Raw genomic sequence first — 22939 nt, forward strand, 5'->3', positions numbered from 1 at the left:
CCGGAGAACGGATCAGGAGACGGCCTGGCTCCGCACGACCTGGTCCTTCAGCGGGGCGAGGGCGCCGGCGATGGCGCCGATCGTCTCGCCGTCCACCCCGCACGACTCCAGCGCGCCGGCCAGGTGGACGACCACCTGGTCGAACTCCTCGGCGGTGATGCCGAGCCCGGCGTGCGCCACGTCCATCGACTTGCCCCGGTACTCCTGCGGGCCGCCGAGCGCCGCGGCGACGAAGCTGCGCTGGTGCGCCTTCAGCTTGTCCATGTCGACGTCCGCGAAGTACCCCCGCAGCATCGGATCGGCGACGACCCGCGTGTAGAACTCGTCGACCACGGCCGATACCGCGGCCGATCCGCCGATCTGATCGAAGATGGACGGCATACCGTTTCCTCTCGCGTCTGTGTGACCTCCTCGCCCGATGCTCGACACGGAAAGTTACGGCGCGATTACCAGCCGGAAATACGTACGTAGCGGCCCGCTCACGCAGTCGACACGTTCGACCCGGAACGGCGCCCGGACTCTCGGGCGCGGACACCGGGCGCCCTCCGCGCGGCTCGGTGGCGTGCCACTTCAGCGCGCTACGCGCGGTCGTGAAGCCACTGCCCGAAAGTTTCGAAATATTGCCTTAACTTTCCGTTGGCGCACCCCGGGAATCCTTCACTCGCCGGTCAATACGAGGTGACAAATCCGCGCCCTAACAGCCATAATGGCGTTGGACAACTTGACAGAAGTCCGAAAGTTTCAGCTCCGCGTCCTTCTCAGGGGTGAGGATGCGGTCATGGAAAGGGGAGGGCCGGGTCATTCCGGCCCTCCCCTCCGTACGGCCCGGTCAGGGCTCCAGGCTCTCCGGGACGGAGTCGGAGCGGCCCGCCGGGTGCTGGGTGCGGCCCGAGGCGTCGTAGATCTTCACCCAGTGAATGCCGGGCAGCCGCTTGAGCGTGGGCATGATCTCGTCCGCGACGGTGAACGCCGACCCGCCGCTGCCGACGGCGCCGGTGAGCCGCACGTGGGCGACCCCGCCGCGGACGACCACGGACGTGAAACCGGTGGCTCCCGAGGCGACGAAGCGCAGCCCGGCGGCGTACTCCGCCCGGGTCGGCCCGGCGAACAGCCGCTGGAGCGCGCCGCGCGCGGTGGCCGGTGGCGCCACCGGCCGCCGCACCACCCTGGTGTACGGCTCCCGCCCGGCGTCGTAGCGGCGGGAGTCGAGGAGGTGGACGCCCACCGGCACGGTGCGGCGCGGCGTCCCGATGTCCACGACCACCCGGCTCGGACGGGTGAGCGTGTAGACGCGGTAGGGGGCCTTGCGCGCCAGGCCGATGCCGAACGTGAGCACCGCCTCGAAGTCGCCGGCCCGGACGACCTGGACGACTCCGGGCAGCGCGAAGGTCTCGCGGGCGGGGCCGATGGAGGCGCCGCTCCCGTCGTGGCCGGCCGCGCGCTCGAAGCGCAGGCCGAGGATCGCGTCGCCGGCCACCGGGATGGTGTCGCCCGAGCCGTCGGCGATCAGCCGGGACACGTAGCCGGCGCCGCGCCGCGCCGGGAGCGGGCCGCGGAACTCGAAGACGACCCGGTCCAGGCCGGGGTGGTGCGAGGCGCGCACGCCGACCAGGGTCGCCACGGGCGCGGCCGCCCGCATCGCGGAGACCGAAGCCGCGGCGTCGGGGGCGGCGGCCACCGGGACCGCCGGTACGACCACCAGCGTGGCCGCGCTCACCAGCGACGCGGCCGACGCCGCGAGCGAGCGCATGGGGGGCAGAAACATGAGGGCTCCTCTGCCGGGTTCCTTTCGCGGGGTGGGGGACCCGCAGGAGCAGGACCGTTCCGACGGTCCGGCTCCTGACTGGAGTATCTCCACCTGGCTACGGCTCCTGACGCGACAGGCATGTCACTTTCGGCCGCACTTTTCTACCTCGGCGACGCCATTGTGAGGTCTCGGACGTCCCCGCCGCTCCGGTGTACCCGCAGAAGGGAGCGCCGCCCGAGGGACATCCCTCGGGCGGCGCTCCTTCTACAGGGGGGGTGTGAGGCGTTCAGGGGGTATTCGGGTCGTTCCGGGATGTCAGGCGTTGGTGCAGGCGGTGCCGTTCAGCGTGAAGCCGGTCGGGTTGCCGTTCGAGCCGCTCCAGGTGCCCTGGAAGCCGAACGAGATGCTGCCGCCCGCGCCAACCGAGCCGTTGTACGACAGGTTCTTCGCGGTGACCGAGGACCCGTTCTGGGTCATGGTGGCGTTCCAGGCGCTGGTGATCTTCTGACCGTTCGGGAAGTTGAAGCCCACGGTCCAGTTGTTCACCGCGCTGGAGGGGGTGACGGTGACGTCGGCGGTGAAGCCGCCCTGCCACTCGTTCTTCGTGTACTTCACCTTGCAGCCGCCGCCGTTGCCCGGATTGGTCGGCGTCGAGGTAGGCGTCGAGGTCGGGACGGAGCCGCCGATGCTGTAGGAGAAGTTGTTCACGGCGAGGCCGGCGCCGCCCACCCAGGGCTCGAATCCGGCCTGGACGCTGGTGAGGTACCACGACCGCTGGCCGTAGCCCCGGTTCACCGTGTCGTCGTAGAAGTCGCGCACCGCGAAGCTGATCGAGTTCGTCGCCGAGGTCCGCACGTAGGAGATGACGTTCCAGCCGATGTTGCCGAACCAGACGTCCCAGTTGGCGCCGGCGATGTTGGCGCTGCCGACGCGGGATCCGACGGGCTGCACGGATCCGGTGTGGTTGAGCCACACCATGATCTCGGCGCCGGTGTTCTGGCCGTCCTTGCGCGGCGTGGGGTCGAACCAGATGTCGTACGCCGCGTCGTAGATCCCGGAGCCCGGGTAGCTCATGCTGACGCTGGTCTGCACGGTGTTGAACTGGCTGTTGCTCGCCTGGAGAGGCAGGCCGCTGTTGGTGGAGCAGTTGGCGTAGTGGCAGCCGGCGTAGATGGCCGGGTAGGCCGCCGGGGTGCCGCCCGTGTTGTTGTGCTGCGCCTGCGTCACCGTGAAGCCGTTGTTCGTGACGTTGATGCACTGCGTGGCGCTGCTGCCCCACACGTTGTTGATGACGACGTACTTACCGTTCTGGACGGTGGTACTGCCGTACTTGTCGCAGATCACCGTGTCTGCATGCGCCGCCTGACCGACGACGAGCGACGCGGCGACGGAGCCGAGCATGGCGAGGCTCGCCGTGATCATTCGCATCCTCATGACCCGGACGATAGACACCTGACCATGGACCGCAACATGAGTTGATTTGGTCGACAAACTGGACGAAACCGCAACCAGCCACAACGCCGTGACGGTAGGTGAAACTTTCACCTACACCTCTGTCACTTCGTCCGTCAGTGGACCACCCGCGTACGGCGGCCGGAGGCGAGGCGCAGCCGGACCAGCGTCGGGAGACGGCGCAGCCCGAGGGTGGTGCGCAGGCCGGGGACGGCCTCCTCGTGCAGCCGGGTGACCAGCGCCCCGAGGTCGGCCGGCGCGACGGCGGAGACCCCGAGGTCGAGGTGCGGGTCGTCGGAGGAGCCGCGCAGCACGGCGTGCGCCCTGCGCACGTCCGGGTACGCGCCGACCTGCTCGGCCAGGGCCGCGCTCGCCGGGTAGGCGTCGACCTCCGTCACGCCGGAGGCGCCCGACTCCAGCCGCAGCCGCCGCGGCCGGTCGAGCCGGAGCAGCGCGAGCAGCCAGGCCAGCCCCAGGAGCGCGAGCACCACGCCGGCCACGGCCACCACCGGCCAGAACCACGGGGTGGTCGCCGCGAAGGACGTGGTCCCCGCGTCGAGCACGGGCCGCCGCGCGGCGGCGTCGCCGAAGGCCCCGAGCGCCCGCGCCAGCGCCAGGCCGCCCGCGGCCAGCAGGACCAGCCCGAACAGCGTGAGGCCCGTCCTGTTTCCCTTGGACGGCTTCCCTCTGGACGGCTTCGTCACTGTCGCTGCCTCCTTCGACGTCTTCGGTCCCTGCGGCCTACCGGGGCCCGTGGACCCGGACCCGCAGGGATATCGGGTGAGCGGGCGCGAGCCGGGCGATCTCCCGCTCCGCCGCCGCGCGGACGCGCTCCCGGAGGACGGTGGTGTCGCGCAGGTCCGTCCGGACGGACACGTCGGCGTGCCATCCGCGCACCCGTGCGCCCGCCGCCCGCACGCCGTCCACGCGGCCGGCCGCGCCGCTGAGCACCCGCGCGAGCGCGCGGCGCGGCACGCCGACCACCAGGTCGGGGTCGGCCGTGCGCAGCGCCACCAGCCGCCCCCGCCCGGGCACGGCCGCGATCAGCACCAGCACCAGCCCGATCAGGGCCAGCGCGGCGGCCGCCGCGAGCGCCCGGTCGTCGTTCCACGCCGTGGTCCTCGCCCACCCGGCCACCCGCTCGTACGGCACGAGCCCGACGGGATGCCCGAGCAACGCTGAGATCACCTCGACGGCGGTCAGCACGCCGATCGCCAGCAGCGCGAGCGCGGCGACCACGGCGGGCAGTCCCCGGCCGGGCCGGAAGGCCCGTTCGGCTCCCGCGCCGTCGAATCCCCGCACCGGCACGAAGAGCGGGGTCCTCTCAGACCGGCCTCCGCCTTCGCTCATCGCCACTCCTCTGCTCGGGCACGAGCCCGACGACCTCGATGTCCACGTTCTCCACGGCGACGCCGGTGAGTTCGCGGACGCGCCGCCGGACCCGCTCGCGGATCTCGCCGGCCACCCGCCGCACCGGCGACGGGTAGCGGATGGTGACGTCGCAGCGGACCGCCGCGATCATCCCGCTCAAGGACGCCGACACGTGCGGCGGCTCCGTCACGTGCTCCTCCTCGCCCACCACCTGCTCGACGATCTTCGTGAGCGCGCGCTCCGAGATCGTCGTCGTGCCGCGCTCGGCCGGGACGCTCACTGCCGTCTCGGGTGCATCTGGGGCATGTGTACGCCGCCTTCGAGCACCAGGCCGACGAAGAACCCGACGATGCCGAGGACCAGGACGATGATGAACGCGGCGAGGCCGCCGAAGGCCCCCACCACTCCCAGCACCGTGCCGAACAACAGCCCCACGAGGCCCCAGAGCGGATAGCCTTCCATGATCATTTCTTCCTTCCGTCGGATGTGACCACGTTGGCGATCGCGACGTCCATCCTGCGGCCCGCCGCTAGGTCGCCGATCGCGTCGCGGATCAGTTCGGCGACCTCCGGGAACGGCCTGCCGTACCGGGCGACGACGTGCACCTCGATCACGTCGTCCCGTACGGCCACGCCGGGGACGAGGTCGCCGGGGAGATAGGTCGCCACCGCGCCGAACGGCCCTCTGGACAGGCCGGCGACGTCGGGGCAGGACAGCACGCGTTCGGCGATCCGCCGCGCCGCCGGCGCCTGAGGTCCGGTGGCCGCCTCCCGGTCGCCGCCCTCCCGGCTCGCGACCGCGTCGCCCGGGCCCGCGTTCACTGGGCCGACGTTCACTGGGCCGGCGTTCATTGGGCCGGCGTTCACTGGACCCGCGGTTCCCCGTCGGCGGGCGCCGACGAGTCCTGCCGGGGGAGATGGACGTCGTCGACGGCGATGTTCACCTCGGTGACCTCCAGCCCGCACATGCGCTCCACCGCGCGGATCACGTTGCCCCGTACGGCCTGCGCGAGGTCGGGGATCGCGACGCCGTACTCGACGACGAGATGGATGTCGGCGGCCGCCTGCCGCTCGCCCACCTCGACCGACACCCCTTTGGTGACGCCGTCCTCCGCGCCGAGCGCGCCCTTGATGGCCCCGAACGCGCGGACTCCACCGGCGCCGAACTCGTGGACGCCTTCGATCTCACGGGCGGCCATCCCGGCTACCTTGGCGACCACCTCGTCCGCGATGGTGGTGCGCCCGCGCTCGGTCATCAGGCTGGAGCCGCCCTGGCCTCCGTGCGGTCGGACGGGGGCCTGCTCCGCGGTCACGGACGACGTTCTGGTCTCGGTCATGTGACTCCCCCGCTTCGCGTGCGCGGCAGATATGGCCGCTTCCGGCCGCTTCCCGCCGATTCACGGCCGTAATACCCGGTTCGCGCACAGTAATCGTGCGAGGTGAGGCGAGGTTGGGTCATCGGAGATCCTCGAACACACCAAGACCACGGAGCCGGTCACGGCTCCGGGCAGGGCCGGGGCCCATGCCCTAAGGGAGGGGTTATGACATCCCAAAACTGTCCGGTATGTCACTGATTGAGTTTTTGTGTCACCTTCTAGGGCATTCATCTTGTTCGATCGGATCGCAACGCCGCACGGCGAGGCAGGCGACGCGACCGGCATCGACGCTCCGGGGCGGCCAGGAGGAGGCGCGATCATGAAAGACGGACTGAAGGTGGCTCTGGCTGTCATCGCGGGTTACTACCTCGGGCGGCACCACAAGCTGCGCCTCGCGCTGGTGCTCGCGCTGGCCATCCTCGCCGCCCGTCTGCGCGGAGAGGGGGCCGCCGGCGCCCTCCTGGAACAGGTGCCCAAGATCCTCGGCGGGGCCGCCCCCGATCTCAGCAAGATCACCGAACGTGTCCGCGGCGACGTGCTGGACATCGGCAAGGCCGCGGCCAGGCGCGCCACCAGCCGGCAGATCGACACACTGAGCGACAAGCTGCACGAACGCGCGGAGGCGCTCCGGCAGCCCCGGGGGCGCGGCCGGGCCGCGGAGGAAGCGGAAGAGGAGCGCCCGGAGGAGCCCCGCCGCAGGCCGGGGCGCGGGCGGGCGCGCCGACCCGAGCCCGAGCCCGAAGAGGCCTACGAGGAGGAAGAGGAGTACGAGGAGGAGCCGTACGAGGAAGAGGAAGAGGAGCCCGAGCCTGAGGAGCGGCCCAGGCCCCGAGCCCGGTCCGCCCGGCCCGTGACACGGACCCGGAGGTGACCCCATGACCGAGGAGACACGGGAACGGGCACGGGAATCGGAAGAGACCGCCCTCCCCACCCAGCGCCTGGGCCAGGAGGTCCAGAACCTGCTGACGGCCGCGGCGGAACGCGCGCTGTCCGGTGTGGCGGGGAGGGTCGACCGGATGGCCGGCCGTCTCACCGAATACGTGGAGCACGGCGGTTCCGGCCTGCTCGGCGCGGTCACCGGCAGGCAGGCGAACGGCGGTCCGGGGGTGATCAGCAAGCTGACCGGCGGCCAGGGTGGCCAGGGACTGCTGCGGTCACTCGCCGACCGCCTCGGCGCCACCGGCGGAGGCGGCCTGCTCGGCACCCTCACCGAGGCGCTGACCGAGGGCGGCGGCGGCAGCCACCCCGTACGCGCCGCCCTGTTCGCCTACGGCAAGGAGAAGATCAAGGGTCTGTTCGGTGGCGGCAAGGGCAAGGGCAAGGGCAAGAAGCTGAAGCTCACCAACATCGTCGAGTCGCTCGACATCGGCGCGCCCCTCCGCGTGGTCTACAACCAGTGGACGCAGTTCGAGGAGTGGCCGAGCTTCATGAAGAAGGTCGAGACGGTCGAGCAGAAGTCCGACGAGAAGCTCGGGTGGAAGGCCCAGATCTGGTGGTCCCACCGTACGTGGGAGTCGACCATCGTCGAGCAGGTCCCCGACAGCAGGATCGTCTGGCGGTCGCAGGGACCCAAGGGCTGGCCGGACGGCTCGGTCACCTTCCACGAGATCACCCCCGAGATGACCCGGGTCCTGCTGGTGATCGAGTACAACCCGCAGGGCCTGTTCGAGCGCATCGGCAATCTGTGGCGGGCCCAGGGCCGCCGGGTCCGGCTGGAGTTCAAGCACTTCAGGCGGCACGTCATGACCTATACCCTGCTGCACGCCGACGAGATCGAGGGCTGGCGGGGCGAGATCCGCGACAGCCAGGTCGTCAAGGACCACGAGACGGCCCTCCGCGAGGAGGAAGAGGGCGAGGCGGCTCGCGAAGAGGCTCCCGAAGAGGCCGGCGAGGCGGCGGAGGAGGCCCCCGAAGAGGGCGCCGAAGAGGAGGCCGCCGAGGAGGAGCCGGAGGAAGAGGCTCCCGAGGAGCTCGAAGAGGAAGAAGAGGAGGAGGAGGGCGAGGAGGAGCCCGAAGAGGAAGAGGAGCGCGAGCGCGCTCCGGCCCGCGCCGAGGCGGGCGGACGGGCCAGGGCCCGGGTGGTCACCCGGAGGCGCGCGCCGGAGCGGGAACCCGAGGAACGGGAACGCGAGGAACGGCGGACCATCACCCGGACGCGCGGAGCCCGGACCGCCGAACCCGAGCGGCGTGGCGCCCCGACACCCGCACGGCGGCGTGCGGAGAGCGCCGGGACGGCCGAGCGCGGCGAAGGCGAGCAGGAGCGCGGGGCCGAGGAGGCCGGCGAGCCCGAGCAGCCGGCGCGGCGTCCGGTCCGGCGCCGCCGGCCCCTGGAGTGACGCGCGGGACAGCTGACCACGGCACGGACAAAAGGAGGGAGTGCCCATGACGATAGCCGTTCCACCAGCGGGTGGCGGCGGGCTGCCGGGCCGGTCGTCGGGATCCGGTCTGGCGGACGTGATCGACACGATCCTGGACAAGGGCCTCGTGATCGACGCGTACGTGCGGGTGTCACTGGTCGGGATCGAGATCCTGACGATCGACGTGCGGGTCGTCGTCGCGAGCGTCGACACCTATCTCCGCTTCGCGGAGGCGGTCAACCGGCTCGACATCGCGTCCCAGCAGAAGGGACTGCCCGACCTCCTGTCGGAGGCGCCGCAGAGCATCGCCCGCGGCAAGTCCAAGGGCATCGCGCAGGGCGTGCTGGAGGCGGCCGGGGAGAAGCTGCAGGACCTCATGACGAGCTACGGCGAGGAACCCGCCCCGCGGACCCGCCGCCGGCGACGGGAGGAGGACTGAGATGTCCCGCGCCATCAGGGAGTCCGGACCCGGCGACCGCGCCGAGGCCCGTCCGGACGTCGCGTGCTACGTCTACGGCATCCTCCCCGAGGACGTCGAGATGACCGAGGACGCCCTCGGAGTGGGCGATCCCCCGGCCAAGGTCAGGATCGTCCGGCACGGCGAGATCGCCGCGCTGGTGAGCGACGTCGACGTGGACCGCCCGCTCGGCCGGGCGCAGGACCTCGTGGCCCACGAGCGGCTCCTCGACGACGTCGCCGCCGAGGTCCCCGTGCTCCCCCTGCGGTTCGGCGCCGTGATGACCACGCCGGAGGCGGTCGTGGCGGAACTGCTGGCCCCGCATCACGACTCGTTCGCGGCGGCGCTCAAGCAGATCGAGGGCCGCGCGCAGTACGTCCTCAAAGCGCGGTACGCCGAGCAGCCGGTGCTGGTCGAGGTGCTGTCGGAGAGCGCCGAGGCCAGGCAGCTGCGCGACCGGATCAGGCAGTTGCCCGAAGAGGTGACGCGGAGCGAACGAATGCGGCTCGGCGAGCTGATCACGCACATCATCGCCGCCAAGCGGGAGGCCGACACGCAGGCGGTCGTCGACCGGTTCGAGCCCGTCACCGCGGGGGCGGTCGTCCGGGAGCCCAGTCACGAACGCGACGCCGCGCACGTGGCGTTCCTCGTGGAGAACGACCGCCGCGACGACTTCGAGCGGGCCGTCGAGGAGTTGCGCGGCGAGTGGGGCGCCCGGGTGGAGGTCCGCCTGCTCGGGCCGATGGCGCCGTACGACTTCGTCATCAGCTGACTCGTCACCATCCGAAGGGAGGCCGCCGTGGGACTGGTCAGTATGTTGTTCACCTGGCCGCTCGCCCCGGTCCACGGAGTCGTCCGGCTGGCCGAGCTGATCCAGCAGCAGGTCGAGCACGAACTGAAGGACCCGGCGGCGGTGCGGCGGCGGCTGGAGGCCGTCGAGGAGGCCAGGCGCTCGGGACAGATCTCCGAAGAGGAGGAGGCCCAGGCCGTGGAGGAGATCCTGCGCCTCATGAGCGGCACGCGGAGAGGGTGACGTGCCGTGCCTCCGCGGCGCAAAGACCGCTTCGACGAGGACACCGAGGAGGAGCCGCACCGGCGGCGCCCGCTGAACGCGGCCTCGGCCGGTCGGCTCGGCCTGCGGTACATCGCCGACCTGACCTCCAAGGACACCGAGGGGATCACGCTGGTGGAACCCCTGGAGGACGGCTGGGTGGTCGACGTTGAGGTCGTCGAGGACCGCAGGATCCCGTCCTCCAGCGACATGCTGTCGACCTACGAGGTGCAGGTCGACGACGACGGCGACCTCCTGTCCTACCGTCGCACCCGGACCTACCGGCGCGGCACGGGCGCGTTCGGCGGTGGCGTATGACCGATCCCCGCTCGCGTCCCGTGCTGCGGGAGTCGTACGCGCCGCCGTCCGCGATGCCCCGCGAGTCGACCAACCTGGGCGACATCCTGGAGCGGGTGCTCGACCGGGGCATCGTGATCGCGGGCGACATCCGGGTGAACCTGCTGGACATCGAGCTGCTGACGATCAAGCTGCGGCTGGTCATCGCCTCGGTCGACACCGCCCGGGAGATCGGCATCGACTGGTGGGAACGCGACCCGTGGCTCAGCGGCAAGGACCGGGAACTGGTCGAGGAGAACCGCCGCCTCCGCGAACGCCTCACCGCGGTCGAGGAGCGCCTGCTCGCCTGGGAGGACCGGGCGGAGCTGGAACCGGGCGAGAGCCGGTACGAGCGCCCCGGCGACAACGCGGACACCGCGTCCGGAACCGCCGCGACCCGTGGGGCGCCCGGAACCTCCGCCGCCCGGCGGCCGGCGCGCCCGCGCGGCACCCCGCGCGATACGGAGCGCGACCGTGACTGACCACGCTCCCGCCGACGCGACCCGGCCGCCGCCGCCCGGCCCGGCGGGCACACCGCGCGCCGGCGGCGCGGGCGGGGCGGGGCCTGTCGAGGGACCCGGACATGGCGTCTACCTGTACGCGGTGACGCCCGCCGGCACGACGCCGTACGACCAGCACGGCGGCGAGGCCCCGGACGCGGGCGGCTCGGAAGGCGGCGTGGTGGGTGGCGTGGGGGGCGGCTCGGAAGGCGGCGCGGTGGGCGCCGATCTGCGAGGTGTGGGCGGTGGTGCGGTGCGGCCGGTCGCCCGGGGTGGTCTCGTGGCCCATGTCAGCGACGTGCCGCTCGACGAGTTCGGCGAGGAGCCGCTGCGGCGGCACCTGGAGGACCTCGACTGGGTGGAGGCGGTCGCCCGCGCCCATCACGCGGTCGTCGAGGCGCTGGCCGAGGCCGGGCCGGCCGCTCCCGTGCGCCTCGTGACCGTCTACACCGGCGAGGATCAGGTGCGTGCCCTGCTCGATCGGCGGCACGACGACTTCGCCGAGATCCTCGCCCACGTGGCGGGGCGCCGGGAGTGGGGCGTCAAGGCCTACCTGCGCCGCGAGACGGCCCAGCCCGCGACCACTCCCCCGGAGCGGTCCGCGCCGTCCCCGGCCCGCGCCTCGTCTGCCGAGCCGGAGGGCGGCGGTCCCGGCGCGGCGTACCTCCGCCGCCGCAAGGAGAGCCTGCGGGGCAGGGAGGACCTGTGGCGCGCGGCCGCCGAGCGGGCGGAAGGACTGCACGCCGCGCTGGAGCGGCTCGCCGTGGCGAGCCGCCGGCACCGGCCGCAGGATCCCCGGCTGTCCGGAAGGAGCGAGTCGATGCTGCTGAACGGCGCCTATCTCGTGGACCCGGCGCGCGAGGAGGAGTTCGCCGCCGTGGTCGCCGCCCACTGCGGCGGGTTCCTGGACGTCGAGATCACCGGCCCGTGGGCGCCGTACTCGTTCACCATGATCGAGCTCGGGACGGATCGGGACGGAGGCGTCCGGTGACCCCGGACGGCCTGCCGCCGTACGCGCCGGAGCGGTCGCCGGGCAGGGTCCTCGCCGCCGAGGGCCGCCTGCCGCCCGAGCGCGTGGCGCTCGTCGACATTCTCGACCGGCTGCTCGCCGGCGGCGTGGTGATCGCCGGTGACATCGTGCTGTCGATCGCCGACATCGACCTCGTCCGCATCTCCCTGCGGGCGCTGCTCGGCTCCGTACGCGGCACCGAGCCCTTCGATCCGCTCGGTCAGCCGTACGCGGAGAGAGGGCGGGAGGCCGACCACCTCCGCACGGAACATCGGGAGGGAGAAGATGACCGCTACGGGTGGTGAGGCCGGGAAGAGCCCGTGGGACGCCTTCGCCGACGACCCGGCGGACAGCCCGGCAGGCGGTCCGGCGAACGGCTCGGCGAACGCCGCGGGCCCCTGGCGGGTGGGCGCCGTGCCCGGGACGGCCGAAGCCGGGGAGCGGAGCCGGAACCCGCGCGCCGGGCCGGACGCCTGGCGCCTCAACACCGATCCCGAGGCGGTGCGGCGCGACCTGAGCCGGCTCGTGCTGACGCTCGTCGAGCTGATCCGCCAGCTTGTGGAGCGTCAGTGCGTGCGGCGGATGGACCAGGGCGATCTTTCCGACGAGCAGATCGAGACGCTGGGCCTGACGCTGATGCGCCTGGAGGAGGCGATGACCGAGCTGTGCGAGCGGTTCGGCCTGTCCCCCTCCGACCTCAATCTCGATCTCGGCCCTCTCGGCACGCTGCTGCCCACGGACACCCCGTGAGTCCGCGTACGTGTATGACCAGGTCAGAAGGGTAGGCGGACGAGATCGGGGGACCCGCCGGCGCGACCGAGGGGCACGTGGGGAACAGGTGGGGGGAACACGTGGGGGGGAACACGTGGGGGGAAGCACGTGGGGGAATGGTTTGACGCGTCCGCGTACGGGCGGACGATCGCCGACATCTACGACGACACAGCGCGGCGGCTGCCCGTCGAGCCCGTGGTCGAGACGATCTCCCGGCTGGCCGGGGGAGGTCCGGTGCTGGAATTCGGCATCGGCACCGGCAGGCTGGCGCTCCCCCTCGCCGCCCGGGGCGTCCCCGTGGCGGGCGTCGACGGCTCCCCCGAGATGGTGGAGATCCTGCGGGCCAAGCCGGGCGGCGACCGCGTCCCGGTGACCGTGGGCGACTTCTCCGAGGCCCGGGTCGAGGGCGTGTTCTCGCTCGTCCTGCTGGCCGTCAACACCGTCTTCGCGCTGCCCACCCAGGACGCCCAGGTGCGGTGCTTCCGCAACGCGGCGGCCCATCTGCGGCCCGGCGGCCGGTTCGTGGTCGAGGCGTGGGTGCCCGACCCGGCGGCGTTCCGTGCCCTGACGTCGCTGCGCCTGCTGTCGGTCGCCGAGGAGGAGGTGGTCGTCGAGGCCGCCCGTCTGTGCCCGGCCGAGCAGCTCATGCACACCACGAAGCTGCGGATGACCACGAACGGCCTGCGGCTGCTGCCGGCCAACCACCGCTACGCCTGGCCGTGTGAGCTGGATCTCATGGCCCGGCTGGCCGGGATGGAGCGCGAACGGCGCTGGGCCGACTGGTCGGGCACGCCGTTCACCGACGACAGCCGCGCCCACGTGTCCGTCTACCGCGTCCTGGAGGGCTGATGCTCCTGCCCGCGCCACGAGGCCCGATCACCGACCGGCTCCGCGGCGAGCTGACCCGCCCGCCGCACCTGTTCGACCCGCTGCCCGACGAGGCGTACGGCGACGAGGAGGACCTCCACCTCGCGTTGTTCGTGTGTTACGAGCTGCACTATCAGGGCTTCGACGGCGTCGACGACCGCTGGGAGTGGCACCCGTCGGTGCTGGCGCTGCGGGAACGCCTGGAGAGGTGGTTCGAGGCCGAGCTGGCCAGGCTCGTGCCCCGCCCGCCCGCGCCCGCGCCGGAGGAGGTGCCCCGGGCACTGGCGGCCCTGGCCGCCGCCGACCAGGGTCCCTCGCTCTCGGCGTACCTGCGGACCAGGGCCGATCTCGGCAGGTTCGCCGAGTTCGTCGTCCACCGGTCCCTCTACCAGCTCAAGGAGGCCGACCCGCACACGTGGGGCATCCCGCGGCTGCTCGGCCGGTCGAAGGCGGCGCTGGTCGAGATCCAGGCCGACGAGTACGGCGGGGGCAGCCCGGAGCGCATGCACGCCGAACTGTTCCGCGCGACCATGCGGGCACTCGGCCTCGACGACTCCTACGGCGCCTACCTGGACAGCGTTCCCGGAGCGACGCTCGCGGTCGGCAACGTCATGTCGCTGTTCGGGTTGCACCGCCGCCACCGGGGCGCGCTCCTCGGGCACCTCGCGGCGTTCGAGATGACCTCGTCGACCCCCAACCGCCGCTACAGCCAGGGCCTGCGGCGGCTGGGCGGCGGCGCCGGCGCGCGCCGCTACTTCGAGGAGCACGTGCAGGCCGACGCCGTACACGAGCAGATCGCCGTGCACGACATGTGCGGCGCGTTCGCCGCCGAGCATCCCCGGCTGACCGGGGACATCCTGTACGGCGCCGCCTGCGCGCTCGCCCTCGACCGGATCTTCGCCGAGCGACTGCTGGGCCGGTGGCAGGCCGGGCGGTCCTCCCTCCGGCAGCCACTCGGAACCCCGCTCCAGGCCCCGCTCGGAAGGCCGTTGCGGGACCCGCTCGGAAACCCGCCCCGGGACGAGCCGGAACCGGCGCCGCCGATCGACTACGTGCTGCCGCTGCGCTGGCGGGACGACACCGGCCTGGAGGAACTGACCGCCTATCTGCGCCGGCTGTCGCGGCACGCGCGGATCGTCGTCGTCGACGGCTCGCCGGCGCCGCTGTTCGAACGGCACGCCCGGCTGTGGCGGGAGATCGCCGAGCACCTGCGGCCCGACGACGACGTCCACGTCGCCAACGGCAAGGTGGCGGGAGTGCTCACCGGCATGCGCAGAGCCCGGAACGAGCACGTGATCATCGCCGACGACGACGTGCGCTACGAGATCGCCGCGCTCGGCCGGGTCAGCGCCCTGCTGAAGAACGCCGACCTGGTCCGCCCGCAGAACCACTTCCAGCCGCTCCCGTGGCACGCCCGCTGGGACAGCGCCCGCACCCTGCTCAACCGCGGTCTCGGCGCCGACTATCCCGGGACCTTCGGCGTACGCCGCTCGTTCTTCGCCCGGATGGGCGGCTACGACGGCGACGTGCTGTTCGAGAACCTGGAGCTCATCCGGACCGTCCGCGCCCACGGCGGCCGGGAGGCGTGCCCGCTCGACCTGTACGTCCGGCGCCTGCCGCCCGGCACCCGGCGGTTCTGGTCGCAGCGCGTCCGGCAGGCGTACGACGACCTCGCGCAGCCCGCGCGGATGGCGGTCTTCCTGGCCGTGCTGCCCGCCGTGGGCGCGGCGTTGTGGCGACGGCGCCCGGAACTGGTGGCGGCGGGCGCGGCGGCGGTCGCCGGCCTGGCGGAGATCGGACGCCGCCGGGCCGGGGGCCGCCGCGTCTTCCCCGCCACGGCCCCGCTGTTCGCTCCGGTGTGGGTGCTCGAACGTGCCACCTGCAGCTGGGCGGCGCTCACGGCCAGGGTCCTGTTCGGCGGCGTCCCCTACGCCGGGCGGCGCCTGCGGGTGGCCGCGCACTCGACCCGGCGGCTGCGCCACCGGGCGACCGGGCCGCGCGCTCCACTCGCGTCCCCGTGAAAACGGGACGTACGGCGGATCAGGCGCTCCGCCCGTGTCCCGCTGAGGACGGCCGGCAGATCAGGTGGCCGGGGTCAGATGGCCGGGGTCAGATGGCCGGGTCGGGCTCGCTCGTCGCGCGGAACCCGACGGCCTTGTGCGAGCCGTCGCAGAACGGCTTGGCCGAGGAACGGCCGCAGCGGCACAACGCCACCGTCGCCCTGCCCGGATCGATGCGCCGCCCGTCCTGCGTGGTGAGCGTGAACGGCCCGCGGACCAGCAGCGGGCCGTCCTCGCACGGCGTCACCGTGACCGCCGCCGTGACCTGCTCGTCCGCATGGCGCTCCATGTGAGCACCGTGCCCGGCACGGCGACGGGGTAACCCACGGGTCCTCCAGGTTGGCTCAGTCGGCTCGCGCGCACACCGCCGAAGGACTGAAGGCCCAGCACCCGGACCGTTCGTCGACCGACCCGGCCTGGACGAACGCCTGCGCCCCGGCGAACGCCGCCCGGGGAGCCGTGAACAGGCCGGGCACACCGGAGCCGGAGGGGCCGGGCACCGAGATCTTCCCGCCCGGCGGGGCGAACGCCCACTGCGGCGTCGCTGGGCTCTCCGCCGCCCCGCCCGGTACGATCCCCAGGGGGACTCCGGACGTACGGCTCCGCCAGGGCGCCAGGCTCCAGCAGCCCGCGGCGTAGCCGTGACCACACCCGTCCTCGTGGGAGTGGGAGACGAGCGGCGGCAGCGGCAGGTAGCCGGGGATCGCCAGCGGCGCCGACGGCTGGTGCGCGTCGCCCGCCTGTGGCGGCACCGCCCCGGACCCGCCGAGAGCCAGGGGAATCGTTCCCGTCTGACCGCTCGGGGGCAGCGCCGGCTCGGCCGCGGCAGCCGGCGGCGCGGTGGTGGTCACGATCGGCTTTGGCACCGGATGCGACCCCTTGGGCGGCTTGCTCTCGGACTTGCCACCGGCCTTCGGGGGATGCGCCGCCTTGGGCGGCTTCGCCGGCTTGCCTTTCGACTTGTCGTCGGACTTGGACTTGTCGTCGGACTTGGGCTTCTCGTCGGACTTGTCCTTCGGCTCGTCCTTGTCCTTCGGTTTGTCCGTGTCCGCCGGCGAGGGCGTGGGCGACGCCTCCGCACTCGGCGCCGTGCTGGGGGCCGTGCTCGTTTCGGGGGACGGGACGGGCGCGGGGGTCACCGTGATGTCCGGAGCCGGGGTCGCCGTCGCCGTGTCGTGGGGAGCCGCCGTCGGGCTCGTCTCGGGGTGCGGAGCCGGAGTCTCCTGATCGGTCGGAACGGGCGTCGCCGTCTCCGTGGGAGCGCCGCTCGCGGTGGGTACGGGCTGCCCGGATCCGGACGGCGCGGGCGCGCCGCTCCCGCCGGATCCGCCGTGCTTGGAGACGCGAGCGGGGCGTGAGCCGTCGGCCGTACGAGCCCCGGCGGGGTCTCCGCCGGATCCGCGGCCCGACGGGTGCGCGGAAGTGTCGGCGGCCTCCCGCGAGTCGCCGCCGGACCCGCCCGACGACCGGTGGGAACCACCGGAGGAATGGTGGGACGTGCCGCCCTTGCCGGAAGAGCCGGCCGAGGTGCCGGCGGCGAGGCGGGGGGCTCCGGAGCCGGAGTCGCTTCCGGAGTCGCCCCCGGAGGCCGCGCTGCGTGCCATCCGCGCCCCTCCGCCGGCGGGCGCGGACTCGCGACCGGCGCGGGGGGCGGAATCGCCGTGCGACGCCGCCGCACGCGCACCGCCATCCGATCCGCTCGCGGACGCCGTGTGACGCGAACCGCCGCCCGAATCCGCGGCGGAGGCTTCCCGGGCGCCGGACGCGCCGTCGTCGGGCCGGTCGGCGGAGTCGTCCGCGTGTCCGGCGGCGAGGTCGAGGGGGATGGATCCGTCCGAAGAGGAGCCGTGGCCGGGCTCCGCCACGGCGGTCCAGGGTTGCGCGGCGACGGCGCCGGCCGTGGCGGAGACCGCGGCCAGGAGCAGGCCGGAGACCAGTTTGGCGCGTCGAGGAGAAATTCGGGGGGGCATGAGGCTCAACCTCGATCTAGGGGGTGGGCCGGGGATCGACGAGGGACTTCCAGCCCGCCGCGGCGAACTCGGGCGTCCCCGGGAGAGCGGCTGCGGGCACCGACGGAGGCGTGGGATCGGGAATGTTCACCCAGTCGCCCTTGTTCGTGCCACGCATGTCGGGCGCCCACGCCATGAGCAGGCTCATCGCGTACGGGCTGGAGTAGACGGGGCCGTTGCCGCCGGCGCCCGTGGTCGCCGTCACCTTGACCAGGACCGACACCTGGACCTGGTCGTCGGAGCGGACGTTCCACTGCACGCCGATCGTCTGGGTCCGCAGGGCCGCCCCCGCGGGGAGGTCGCCCTCGACGGGAAGGCCGAGGGTCTCGCGCCAGCCGCGTACGGCCTCGCGCGCGCCGTCGCGCGCCGCCTTCTGCTGGTCCGGCGGCGCGTACAGCGCGGCGGCCTGCTCGGCCTGGCCGACGTCGAGCGTCCAGGCGGCCTCCAGGGCGGCCGCCGCAGCGGACGCCGCGCCGAGCTCGGTCCGGGGGAAACCGACCGGATAGCCTCCGTCGCCTTCGTGGTCGCTGGGCATCGCCAGGGCGACGGCCGGGGCGACCGCCCGGGCCGGCGTGGCCGGCGGATCGGCGTCCCGGGTCTGCAGCACGATCACCGCCACCGCGACGACGGTGACGACCCCCGCGATCACGACGATCAGGTGCCGGGGGTCCCACCGCCGGGGTGGTCCGAGATCCCAGTCGAGCTCCGGCTCGGGGAAGATCTGTCCCACTAGTTGCCCCGGTCCGGCCGCTGTCCGAACGCCTGCCCCGCCGCCGCGGCCAGGCGCAGGTAGGCGCCGCGCGTGGTGGGCCGCAGCCGGGTCAGGTCGACCTCCGCGCCCTCTTTGAGGTGCGGGTCGAACGGCACCCGCACCACCGTGCGGCACCGACCGGAGAAGTGGCGTTCGAGCAGGTCCACGTCGACGTGTGACTTGGGTTCGACCGCGTTCAGCACCACGATGGCGTTCCGGACGAGGTGTCCGTGGCCGTGGGCGGTGAGCCAGTCGAGGGTCGCCGCGGCCGAGCTGGCTCCGTCCACCGCCACCATGGTGACCAGCACGATCTGGTCGGCGAGCTCCAGCGTCGCCCCCATCGCGCCGTGCAGGAGGCCGGTGCCGCAGTCGGTGATGCAGATCGAGTAGTAACGCTCGATCAGGTTGGCGACCGTCCGGTAGTCCTCCGCGTTGAACGCCTCGCTCACCGCCGGGTCGGTGTCGGAGGCGAGGACCTCAAGGCGCGCGGACGACTGCGAGGTGAACGCGCGGGCGTCGGCGTACCGGACGATGTGCGGCGCCTCGGCCAGCAGTGTCCTTATCGTCGCCGCGGTCTCCGACTTGACCTTGATGCCGAGCGTGCCCCGGTCCGGGTTCGCGTCGATCGCGATCACCCGGTCGCCGCGCAGGGAGGCGAGCGTGTTGCCCAGCGCCGCCGTCGTCGTGGTCTTCCCCACACCGCCCTTGAGGCTCATCACCGCGATCCGGTGGTGACCGCTGGCCACGGGAGTCTGCGCCTGGGCGATCAGCGTACGGCGCTCCAGCTCCGCCGCCGACTCAGACGGGTTGATCCGGCCACCGGAGAGTTGGTAGACGATCCGCCGCCAGCCGCCGGTGGGTTCGACACGGCGGTTGATGAGCAGGTGCTCGGCCGTGAGGGGCACGCTGTCCGGAAACTGCTCGGGTGGTGTCGGCGCCGAGGTGCGGATCTCGGTCATGGTCGGGTCCTTTCACCGAGAACGAGGGGGAACGGGGAGGCGGTCAGCAGGTGTTCCATCGTCAACAGGTGCTCCATCGCACGGTGGCGGTGCGTTCGCCCTTCGGGCCGTGCATGACGAGCGGCGTCGTCGTCGGCGCGGGGACCCCGCACCAGTAACGGACCCGCAGCGCACGCACGGTGAGCACGGCGGTGTGCTGGGGCTTGAGCGTTCCACTGGACGGCGCGACCGACAGGCCGGGAGCCGAAATCCGCCATTTCACCGCTTTGCCGGCGGTCGTCGAGAGAGAGATCGTGCCTCTGCCGAAGGCGTCGAGCGTGATGACGGACGGCGCCTGGATCCCCCACGAGCCCATCAGCACGGCGGCCGGAGAGGCCGGGGTGTCCGCGGGGGCGGGCTGCCCACCCGCCTGCGAGCCGTTTCCGGAAGAGGCGGTCGCGGTCGTCTCCGGCCCGCCGGAGGCCCCGTCCGAAGCGCCGCCGGTCGTGCTGCCGTCGGTTCCCGCCGCCCCGTCCGTCGAGACGTCACCGCCGGAGCCGGTGTCCGAGTCGGTGCCGTCCGTTGCCGCCGCCTTGTCCGCCGGGGTGTCGCCGCCGGCGCCCGTGCCGCCCGTTCCGGCCGCCGGGGTCTCCACCGCGATGCTCGCGGGGGTGTTCGCCGGGGTGTTCGCCGTCCCCGCGCCGAGAGGGGCACCCGCCCCGGCCGCTCCGGGACCGGCCGTCGTCTGCGTGATTCCCGCCTCCAGCGGCCCGCCCCTGGGCTGGGGAGCCGGGGCGAAGAGGTTGATTCCGGTCACCGTCCCCGCCGCTCCCGCGATCACGACGATGATGATCCGTACGGCGGTCGCGCGCAGCAGCGTGAGGACCCGCGCGAGCATCGCGACGATCCTGATCTGGACGCCGGACGCCGGGCGCGCGGAGCGCTCCAGGTCTTCCACCGGCGCCGACGCCAGGGCGGGGACGAGGGCCGCGCTCGTCTCGGGCGCGGGGGCGGGTGCCGCCTCCCTGGCCCTGATCTGCGAGAGCAGGGCGTCGTACAGGGGGGTGTCCAGGCCCGGGGGCGTGGCGGGCCCGCCCGGGGAGCCCGGCGCCCCGGCTTTGGCGGCTCCGGGAGGAGCGGCATGCGCGGACGTCCCGGACCGCGACCCGCCCGGCTGGCCCGGCGGCCGTCCCGCACCCGGCGGCCGGGATGGCCGTGACGCGCCTCGGGGCCGTACGAGGCTCGGCTGCGTGTCCTCCTGGGAGAAGGGCCGCACCGGTCGCTCCGGCGCCGCTCCGGCGCCCCGTTCCGGCCCGGAGTCACGCTGGGAGTCGCGCCGGAGGTCACGGCCACCCTCCGGCTCGCTGCCGGGGATGACCGGGGAGGCCGGGGCCTGTGGCGGGACCACCTTGGAAGTCGCGGGGGCGAGGGGGGCGGGGGCCGTCCCCACCGGCGCGGTGAGCGGCACTCCGAAGGACGACGGAGGACGGTGCGCCGACGACGCCGCCGCCGCCGACGCCGCCTGCCCGGACGCGGGTGGGTCCGCCACCGGTGCATCGGGCACCGGCCGATCAGGCACGTCCTGGTCGGACACGTCCTGGTCGGGCACCGGCCGAGCCGGTGCGACATCGGCGGACGCGGACCGGCCGGGCGTGCCACGGGTGGCCGGCGCCTGGACGGGCGTGCTCTGCGTGGCAGACCGCTGGGTGGGCGTGCCGGGCACGGGCGACCGAGTGGTCCCGCTCTGCGCGGACGACGGCCAGGCAGACGACGGCTGTGGGGACGACGGCTGTGGGGACGACGGCCGGGCGGGTGCGGTGGGGGCAGGGGCCCGGCGGAAGGGTACGACCGGGGCGGGGGCGATCAGGGCGGGGGCGGGGCGGTTGAGTGCGTCGAGGAGCCGCTGCCGCGTCTCGGAGGTGAGGTCGGCCACCGGCGGGCGGGAGAGCACCTGCGGCACGGTGTATCGGATGTTGATGGGCCGTTTGCAGACCACGCAGGTCACGATGTGCGTGAGCAGCGCCGTACGAGCGGCGCCGAAGTCAGCGGCCTCGCTGTTCTCCTCCGGAAAGACGGCGGCGGCCAGCGGGGCGAGCTCCGGGCAGATGGGACGGCCCCTGGCGAGGCCGTCCAGCGCGCTCACCAGGATCTCCACCACGTCCTGCGTGCGCGCGACGAGCCGGCCGGCCTCCTTGGAGGGCAGGGCGAGCACGTGCACGAGATCGCGTAATCCGAGTTCATGGCGGTAGAGCAGGCGCAGCGTCTCGGCGCCCAAGGGGTCGGCCAGCCGCCACGCGCGCCGCACCGCACGGGGGTCCGGCCCTCCTGAACCCGCGCCCGGCAGGAAGCCCGGCCCCGGCCCGGTGGCGCACTCCCGGCGCAGCGCGGACAGCAGCCAGGCGCGGTCTGTCACGTTCCCGGGCCGCTCCCGGCCGGCGCACGACCGCATCGCGGCGGTCACCGCCGTGAGCGTTGCGGATGACTCAAGATGGTAGGACGCGTAGTCCACGAGATGAGCGCCGTGCTCGTCGACCCATGCCATCCCCCGGCCGGGGTCGAGCGTCACATCCCCGGTGGGCGGGCTCATGCGCACCGGTTCGGGTGGAGGACGGCGACTGCGTCATGTTCGGCCAGAGCATCACCGCGGCCAAGGCGCTCCACTTGCGCGGCGGGAAAATCCGATGCATACCGATACATAGAACGAGATCTTAGACTGACTCGGATGTGTTGGGAAGGAAAAGAACCCGAGCAATCTACAGTTGAGGATAAGCCGCAAATAACACCGATATGGCCATCCGAAAAGGGTCCAGGAGAGATGCCCGTTATTATCTCCCAGCTTGTCCGGAGAAGTCGCGACACGTCTTCCCTTCCCCTCGGCACAACCTGTATGACCTGCACGTACCTTCCCATTCTTCGCACGCGCACGCACGGCCCGGGGATGATTTCCGGCACCGTCCACAGTCCGTCATCTGATCGCCACATCCGATGCGAATAACCTTCATATTTCCGGGGAATAATCTGCCTTTCATGCTTTCTCGGTATTACGGCGCGCCCCCGCACCACCTCCGTCCGGCACCGCCCGCCACGGTCGCCCGGAACGGCCGCCGAAGACCAACGGAAACGCGATCTCGGCGATTTCCCGGCGCAAGGCGGCCCGACACGTGTCAGTCCAGATTGACAGCCGGTCCTTGTCAGTCTACGTTGACACCATGCTTGATCGACTGCTGCTCACCTGCGGGCTGGTCGCGGGCCCCCTCTTCACCGTCGCGTACCTCACGGAAGGCGCCCTGCGCGCCCACTACAGGCCGTTACGCCATCCGGTCAGCTCCCTCGCCATCGGCGACCGCGGATGGACCCAGACCACCAATTTCATGGTCGGGAGCCTGCTTTCCCTGGCCTTCGCCGTCGGCCTCTGGCGTGCCGGACCCTCGCACTGGGGTGCACTGCTGGTCGGCGTGTGGGCGATCGGCCTGCTCTGTGGGGGGATCTTCCGTACGGATCCGGTGAGCGGTTATCCCCCCGGAACCCCCGACCTGCCCGAGTCCAACACCCGGCCGGGAGTTCTGCATGATCTCTTCTCGCTCGCCGGGTTCGCGGCGCTGACCGCGGCCTGCTTCGTGTTCGCCTGGTCGGGCACGCCTGGGTGGGCGATCTATTCCGTCGCGAGCGGTCTGCTCTTCGCCGCGACGATGGTGCTGGCGAGCGCCGCTTTCGCCCAGAAGGAGAGCCTCGTCGATCTGGGCGGACTGATCCAGCGCGTCTCGGTCACCATCGGCTGGGCCTGGCTCGCGGTTCTCGCCGTACGCACCCTGCACGGCTGATCTTCGCGATCTCCGTCGATTCCGGGCGCTCCCGCAACCATCGATGCCGGGGACCACGAAGAGACGA

The 22939-nt window shown here is 72.7% G+C and carries 27 protein-coding genes; 13 read left to right on the plus strand and 14 right to left on the minus strand.

Annotated features, from left to right (window positions below):
* Nucleotides 1–12: 12 nt before the first annotated feature.
* The 9 genes from OG344_RS06665 to OG344_RS06705 all read right to left on the minus strand — a co-directional run bounded on the left by OG344_RS06665 (nt 13) and on the right by OG344_RS06705 (nt 5906).
* The gene (locus OG344_RS06665) at nt 13–381 is read right to left on the minus strand and encodes a group 1 truncated hemoglobin (protein WP_327048419.1); all 369 of its coding nucleotides are present in this window, start codon (nt 379–381) and stop codon (nt 13–15) included.
* A 448-nt stretch (nt 382–829) separates the two neighbouring features.
* Nucleotides 830–1765 carry a hypothetical protein gene (locus OG344_RS06670; protein WP_405087437.1) on the minus strand — a complete coding sequence of 312 codons (936 nt, stop codon included), beginning with the start codon at nt 1763–1765 and terminating at the stop codon, nt 830–832.
* 297 nt (nt 1766–2062) lie between these two features.
* Nucleotides 2063–3181: a GH12 family glycosyl hydrolase domain-containing protein gene (locus OG344_RS06675; protein WP_405087438.1), complete on the minus strand. Its 1119-nt coding sequence runs from the start codon at nt 3179–3181 to the stop codon at nt 2063–2065.
* Nucleotides 3182–3315: 134 nt separating this feature from the next.
* Nucleotides 3316–3903: an alkaline shock response membrane anchor protein AmaP gene (locus OG344_RS06680; protein WP_405087439.1), complete on the minus strand. Its 588-nt coding sequence runs from the start codon at nt 3901–3903 to the stop codon at nt 3316–3318.
* A gap of 37 nt (nt 3904–3940) precedes the next feature.
* On the minus strand, nt 3941–4549 hold the full coding sequence (locus OG344_RS06685) for a DUF6286 domain-containing protein (protein WP_405087440.1): 609 nt from the start codon (nt 4547–4549) through the stop codon (nt 3941–3943).
* Nucleotides 4524–4850 (minus strand): Asp23/Gls24 family envelope stress response protein, encoded by a 327-nt coding sequence (locus tag OG344_RS06690; RefSeq protein ID WP_405087441.1) that lies wholly within the window; start codon nt 4848–4850, stop codon nt 4524–4526. Before OG344_RS06690 ends, OG344_RS06685 begins: the two co-directional genes overlap by 26 nt.
* Nucleotides 4847–5032: a hypothetical protein gene (locus OG344_RS06695; protein WP_405087442.1), complete on the minus strand. Its 186-nt coding sequence runs from the start codon at nt 5030–5032 to the stop codon at nt 4847–4849. The genes OG344_RS06690 and OG344_RS06695 overlap by 4 nt, the downstream gene beginning before the upstream one ends.
* Nucleotides 5033–5034: 2 nt before the next feature.
* The gene (locus OG344_RS06700) at nt 5035–5391 is read right to left on the minus strand and encodes a hypothetical protein (protein WP_405087443.1); all 357 of its coding nucleotides are present in this window, start codon (nt 5389–5391) and stop codon (nt 5035–5037) included.
* Nucleotides 5392–5432: 41 nt separating this feature from the next.
* Nucleotides 5433–5906, minus strand: coding sequence for an Asp23/Gls24 family envelope stress response protein (locus OG344_RS06705; RefSeq protein ID WP_405087444.1), 474 nt, complete (start codon nt 5904–5906; stop codon nt 5433–5435).
* Nucleotides 5907–6264: 358 nt separating this feature from the next.
* Here OG344_RS06705 and OG344_RS06710 point away from each other — a divergent pair, with 358 nt between their 5' ends.
* The 12 genes from OG344_RS06710 to OG344_RS06765 all read left to right on the plus strand — a co-directional run bounded on the left by OG344_RS06710 (nt 6265) and on the right by OG344_RS06765 (nt 15314).
* A complete protein-coding gene (locus OG344_RS06710; RefSeq protein ID WP_405087445.1) occupies nt 6265–6816 on the plus strand; it encodes a hypothetical protein in 552 nt (183 codons plus the stop codon).
* A 4-nt stretch (nt 6817–6820) separates the two neighbouring features.
* A complete protein-coding gene (locus OG344_RS06715; RefSeq protein ID WP_405087446.1) occupies nt 6821–8281 on the plus strand; it encodes an SRPBCC family protein in 1461 nt (486 codons plus the stop codon).
* A 46-nt stretch (nt 8282–8327) separates the two neighbouring features.
* On the plus strand, nt 8328–8741 hold the full coding sequence (gvpJ, locus tag OG344_RS06720) for a gas vesicle protein GvpJ (protein WP_405087447.1): 414 nt from the start codon (nt 8328–8330) through the stop codon (nt 8739–8741).
* Between the two features lies 1 nt (nt 8742).
* Nucleotides 8743–9531, plus strand: a complete 789-nt coding sequence (locus OG344_RS06725; protein WP_405087448.1) for a GvpL/GvpF family gas vesicle protein — start codon at nt 8743–8745, stop codon at nt 9529–9531.
* A 27-nt stretch (nt 9532–9558) separates the two neighbouring features.
* On the plus strand, nt 9559–9792 hold the full coding sequence (locus tag OG344_RS06730; protein ID WP_327048432.1) for a gas vesicle protein GvpG: 234 nt from the start codon (nt 9559–9561) through the stop codon (nt 9790–9792).
* A 6-nt stretch (nt 9793–9798) separates the two neighbouring features.
* Nucleotides 9799–10128 carry a gas vesicle protein GvpO gene (gvpO, locus tag OG344_RS06735; RefSeq protein ID WP_405087449.1) on the plus strand — a complete coding sequence of 110 codons (330 nt, stop codon included), beginning with the start codon at nt 9799–9801 and terminating at the stop codon, nt 10126–10128.
* On the plus strand, nt 10125–10628 hold the full coding sequence (locus OG344_RS06740; RefSeq protein ID WP_405087450.1) for a gas vesicle protein: 504 nt from the start codon (nt 10125–10127) through the stop codon (nt 10626–10628). Before gvpO ends, OG344_RS06740 begins: the two co-directional genes overlap by 4 nt.
* Nucleotides 10621–11637 carry a GvpL/GvpF family gas vesicle protein gene (locus OG344_RS06745; RefSeq protein WP_405087451.1) on the plus strand — a complete coding sequence of 339 codons (1017 nt, stop codon included), beginning with the start codon at nt 10621–10623 and terminating at the stop codon, nt 11635–11637. Before OG344_RS06740 ends, OG344_RS06745 begins: the two co-directional genes overlap by 8 nt.
* A complete protein-coding gene (locus OG344_RS06750; protein ID WP_405087452.1) occupies nt 11634–11960 on the plus strand; it encodes a gas vesicle protein in 327 nt (108 codons plus the stop codon). The genes OG344_RS06745 and OG344_RS06750 overlap by 4 nt, the downstream gene beginning before the upstream one ends.
* Nucleotides 11941–12405, plus strand: coding sequence for a gas vesicle protein K (locus tag OG344_RS06755; RefSeq protein WP_405087453.1), 465 nt, complete (start codon nt 11941–11943; stop codon nt 12403–12405). Before OG344_RS06750 ends, OG344_RS06755 begins: the two co-directional genes overlap by 20 nt.
* Before the next feature lie 129 nt (nt 12406–12534).
* A complete protein-coding gene (locus OG344_RS06760; RefSeq protein WP_405087454.1) occupies nt 12535–13275 on the plus strand; it encodes a class I SAM-dependent DNA methyltransferase in 741 nt (246 codons plus the stop codon).
* On the plus strand, nt 13275–15314 hold the full coding sequence (locus tag OG344_RS06765; protein ID WP_405087455.1) for an iron-containing redox enzyme family protein: 2040 nt from the start codon (nt 13275–13277) through the stop codon (nt 15312–15314). The genes OG344_RS06760 and OG344_RS06765 overlap by 1 nt, the downstream gene beginning before the upstream one ends.
* 88 nt (nt 15315–15402) lie before the next feature.
* Here the strand turns inward: OG344_RS06765 and OG344_RS06770 are convergent, their stop codons facing one another.
* The 5 genes from OG344_RS06770 to OG344_RS06790 form a co-directional block, all read right to left on the minus strand.
* Entirely contained in the window at nt 15403–15642 is a 240-nt protein-coding gene (locus OG344_RS06770; RefSeq protein WP_405087456.1) for a CDGSH iron-sulfur domain-containing protein, read from the minus strand.
* Between the two features lie 55 nt (nt 15643–15697).
* Complete coding sequence (locus OG344_RS06775) at nt 15698–17323, minus strand: hypothetical protein (RefSeq protein ID WP_405087457.1); 1626 nt, start codon at nt 17321–17323, stop codon at nt 15698–15700.
* A gap of 16 nt (nt 17324–17339) precedes the next feature.
* Nucleotides 17340–18092: a hypothetical protein gene (locus OG344_RS06780; RefSeq protein ID WP_327048442.1), complete on the minus strand. Its 753-nt coding sequence runs from the start codon at nt 18090–18092 to the stop codon at nt 17340–17342.
* Nucleotides 18092–19072 (minus strand): MinD/ParA family protein, encoded by a 981-nt coding sequence (locus OG344_RS06785; RefSeq protein ID WP_405087458.1) that lies wholly within the window; start codon nt 19070–19072, stop codon nt 18092–18094. Before OG344_RS06785 ends, OG344_RS06780 begins: the two co-directional genes overlap by 1 nt.
* Nucleotides 19073–19133: 61 nt before the next feature.
* On the minus strand, nt 19134–21638 hold the full coding sequence (locus OG344_RS06790) for a hypothetical protein (protein WP_405087459.1): 2505 nt from the start codon (nt 21636–21638) through the stop codon (nt 19134–19136).
* A gap of 622 nt (nt 21639–22260) precedes the next feature.
* Between OG344_RS06790 and OG344_RS06795 the strand changes: the two genes are divergently transcribed.
* On the plus strand, nt 22261–22872 hold the full coding sequence (locus OG344_RS06795; protein WP_405087460.1) for a DUF998 domain-containing protein: 612 nt from the start codon (nt 22261–22263) through the stop codon (nt 22870–22872).
* Nucleotides 22873–22939: the final 67 nt, after the last annotated feature.

Origin of the sequence: Microbispora sp. NBC_01389 (assembly GCF_045040095.1) — a bacterium.
Classification (GTDB): Bacteria; Actinomycetota; Actinomycetes; order Streptosporangiales; family Streptosporangiaceae; genus Microbispora.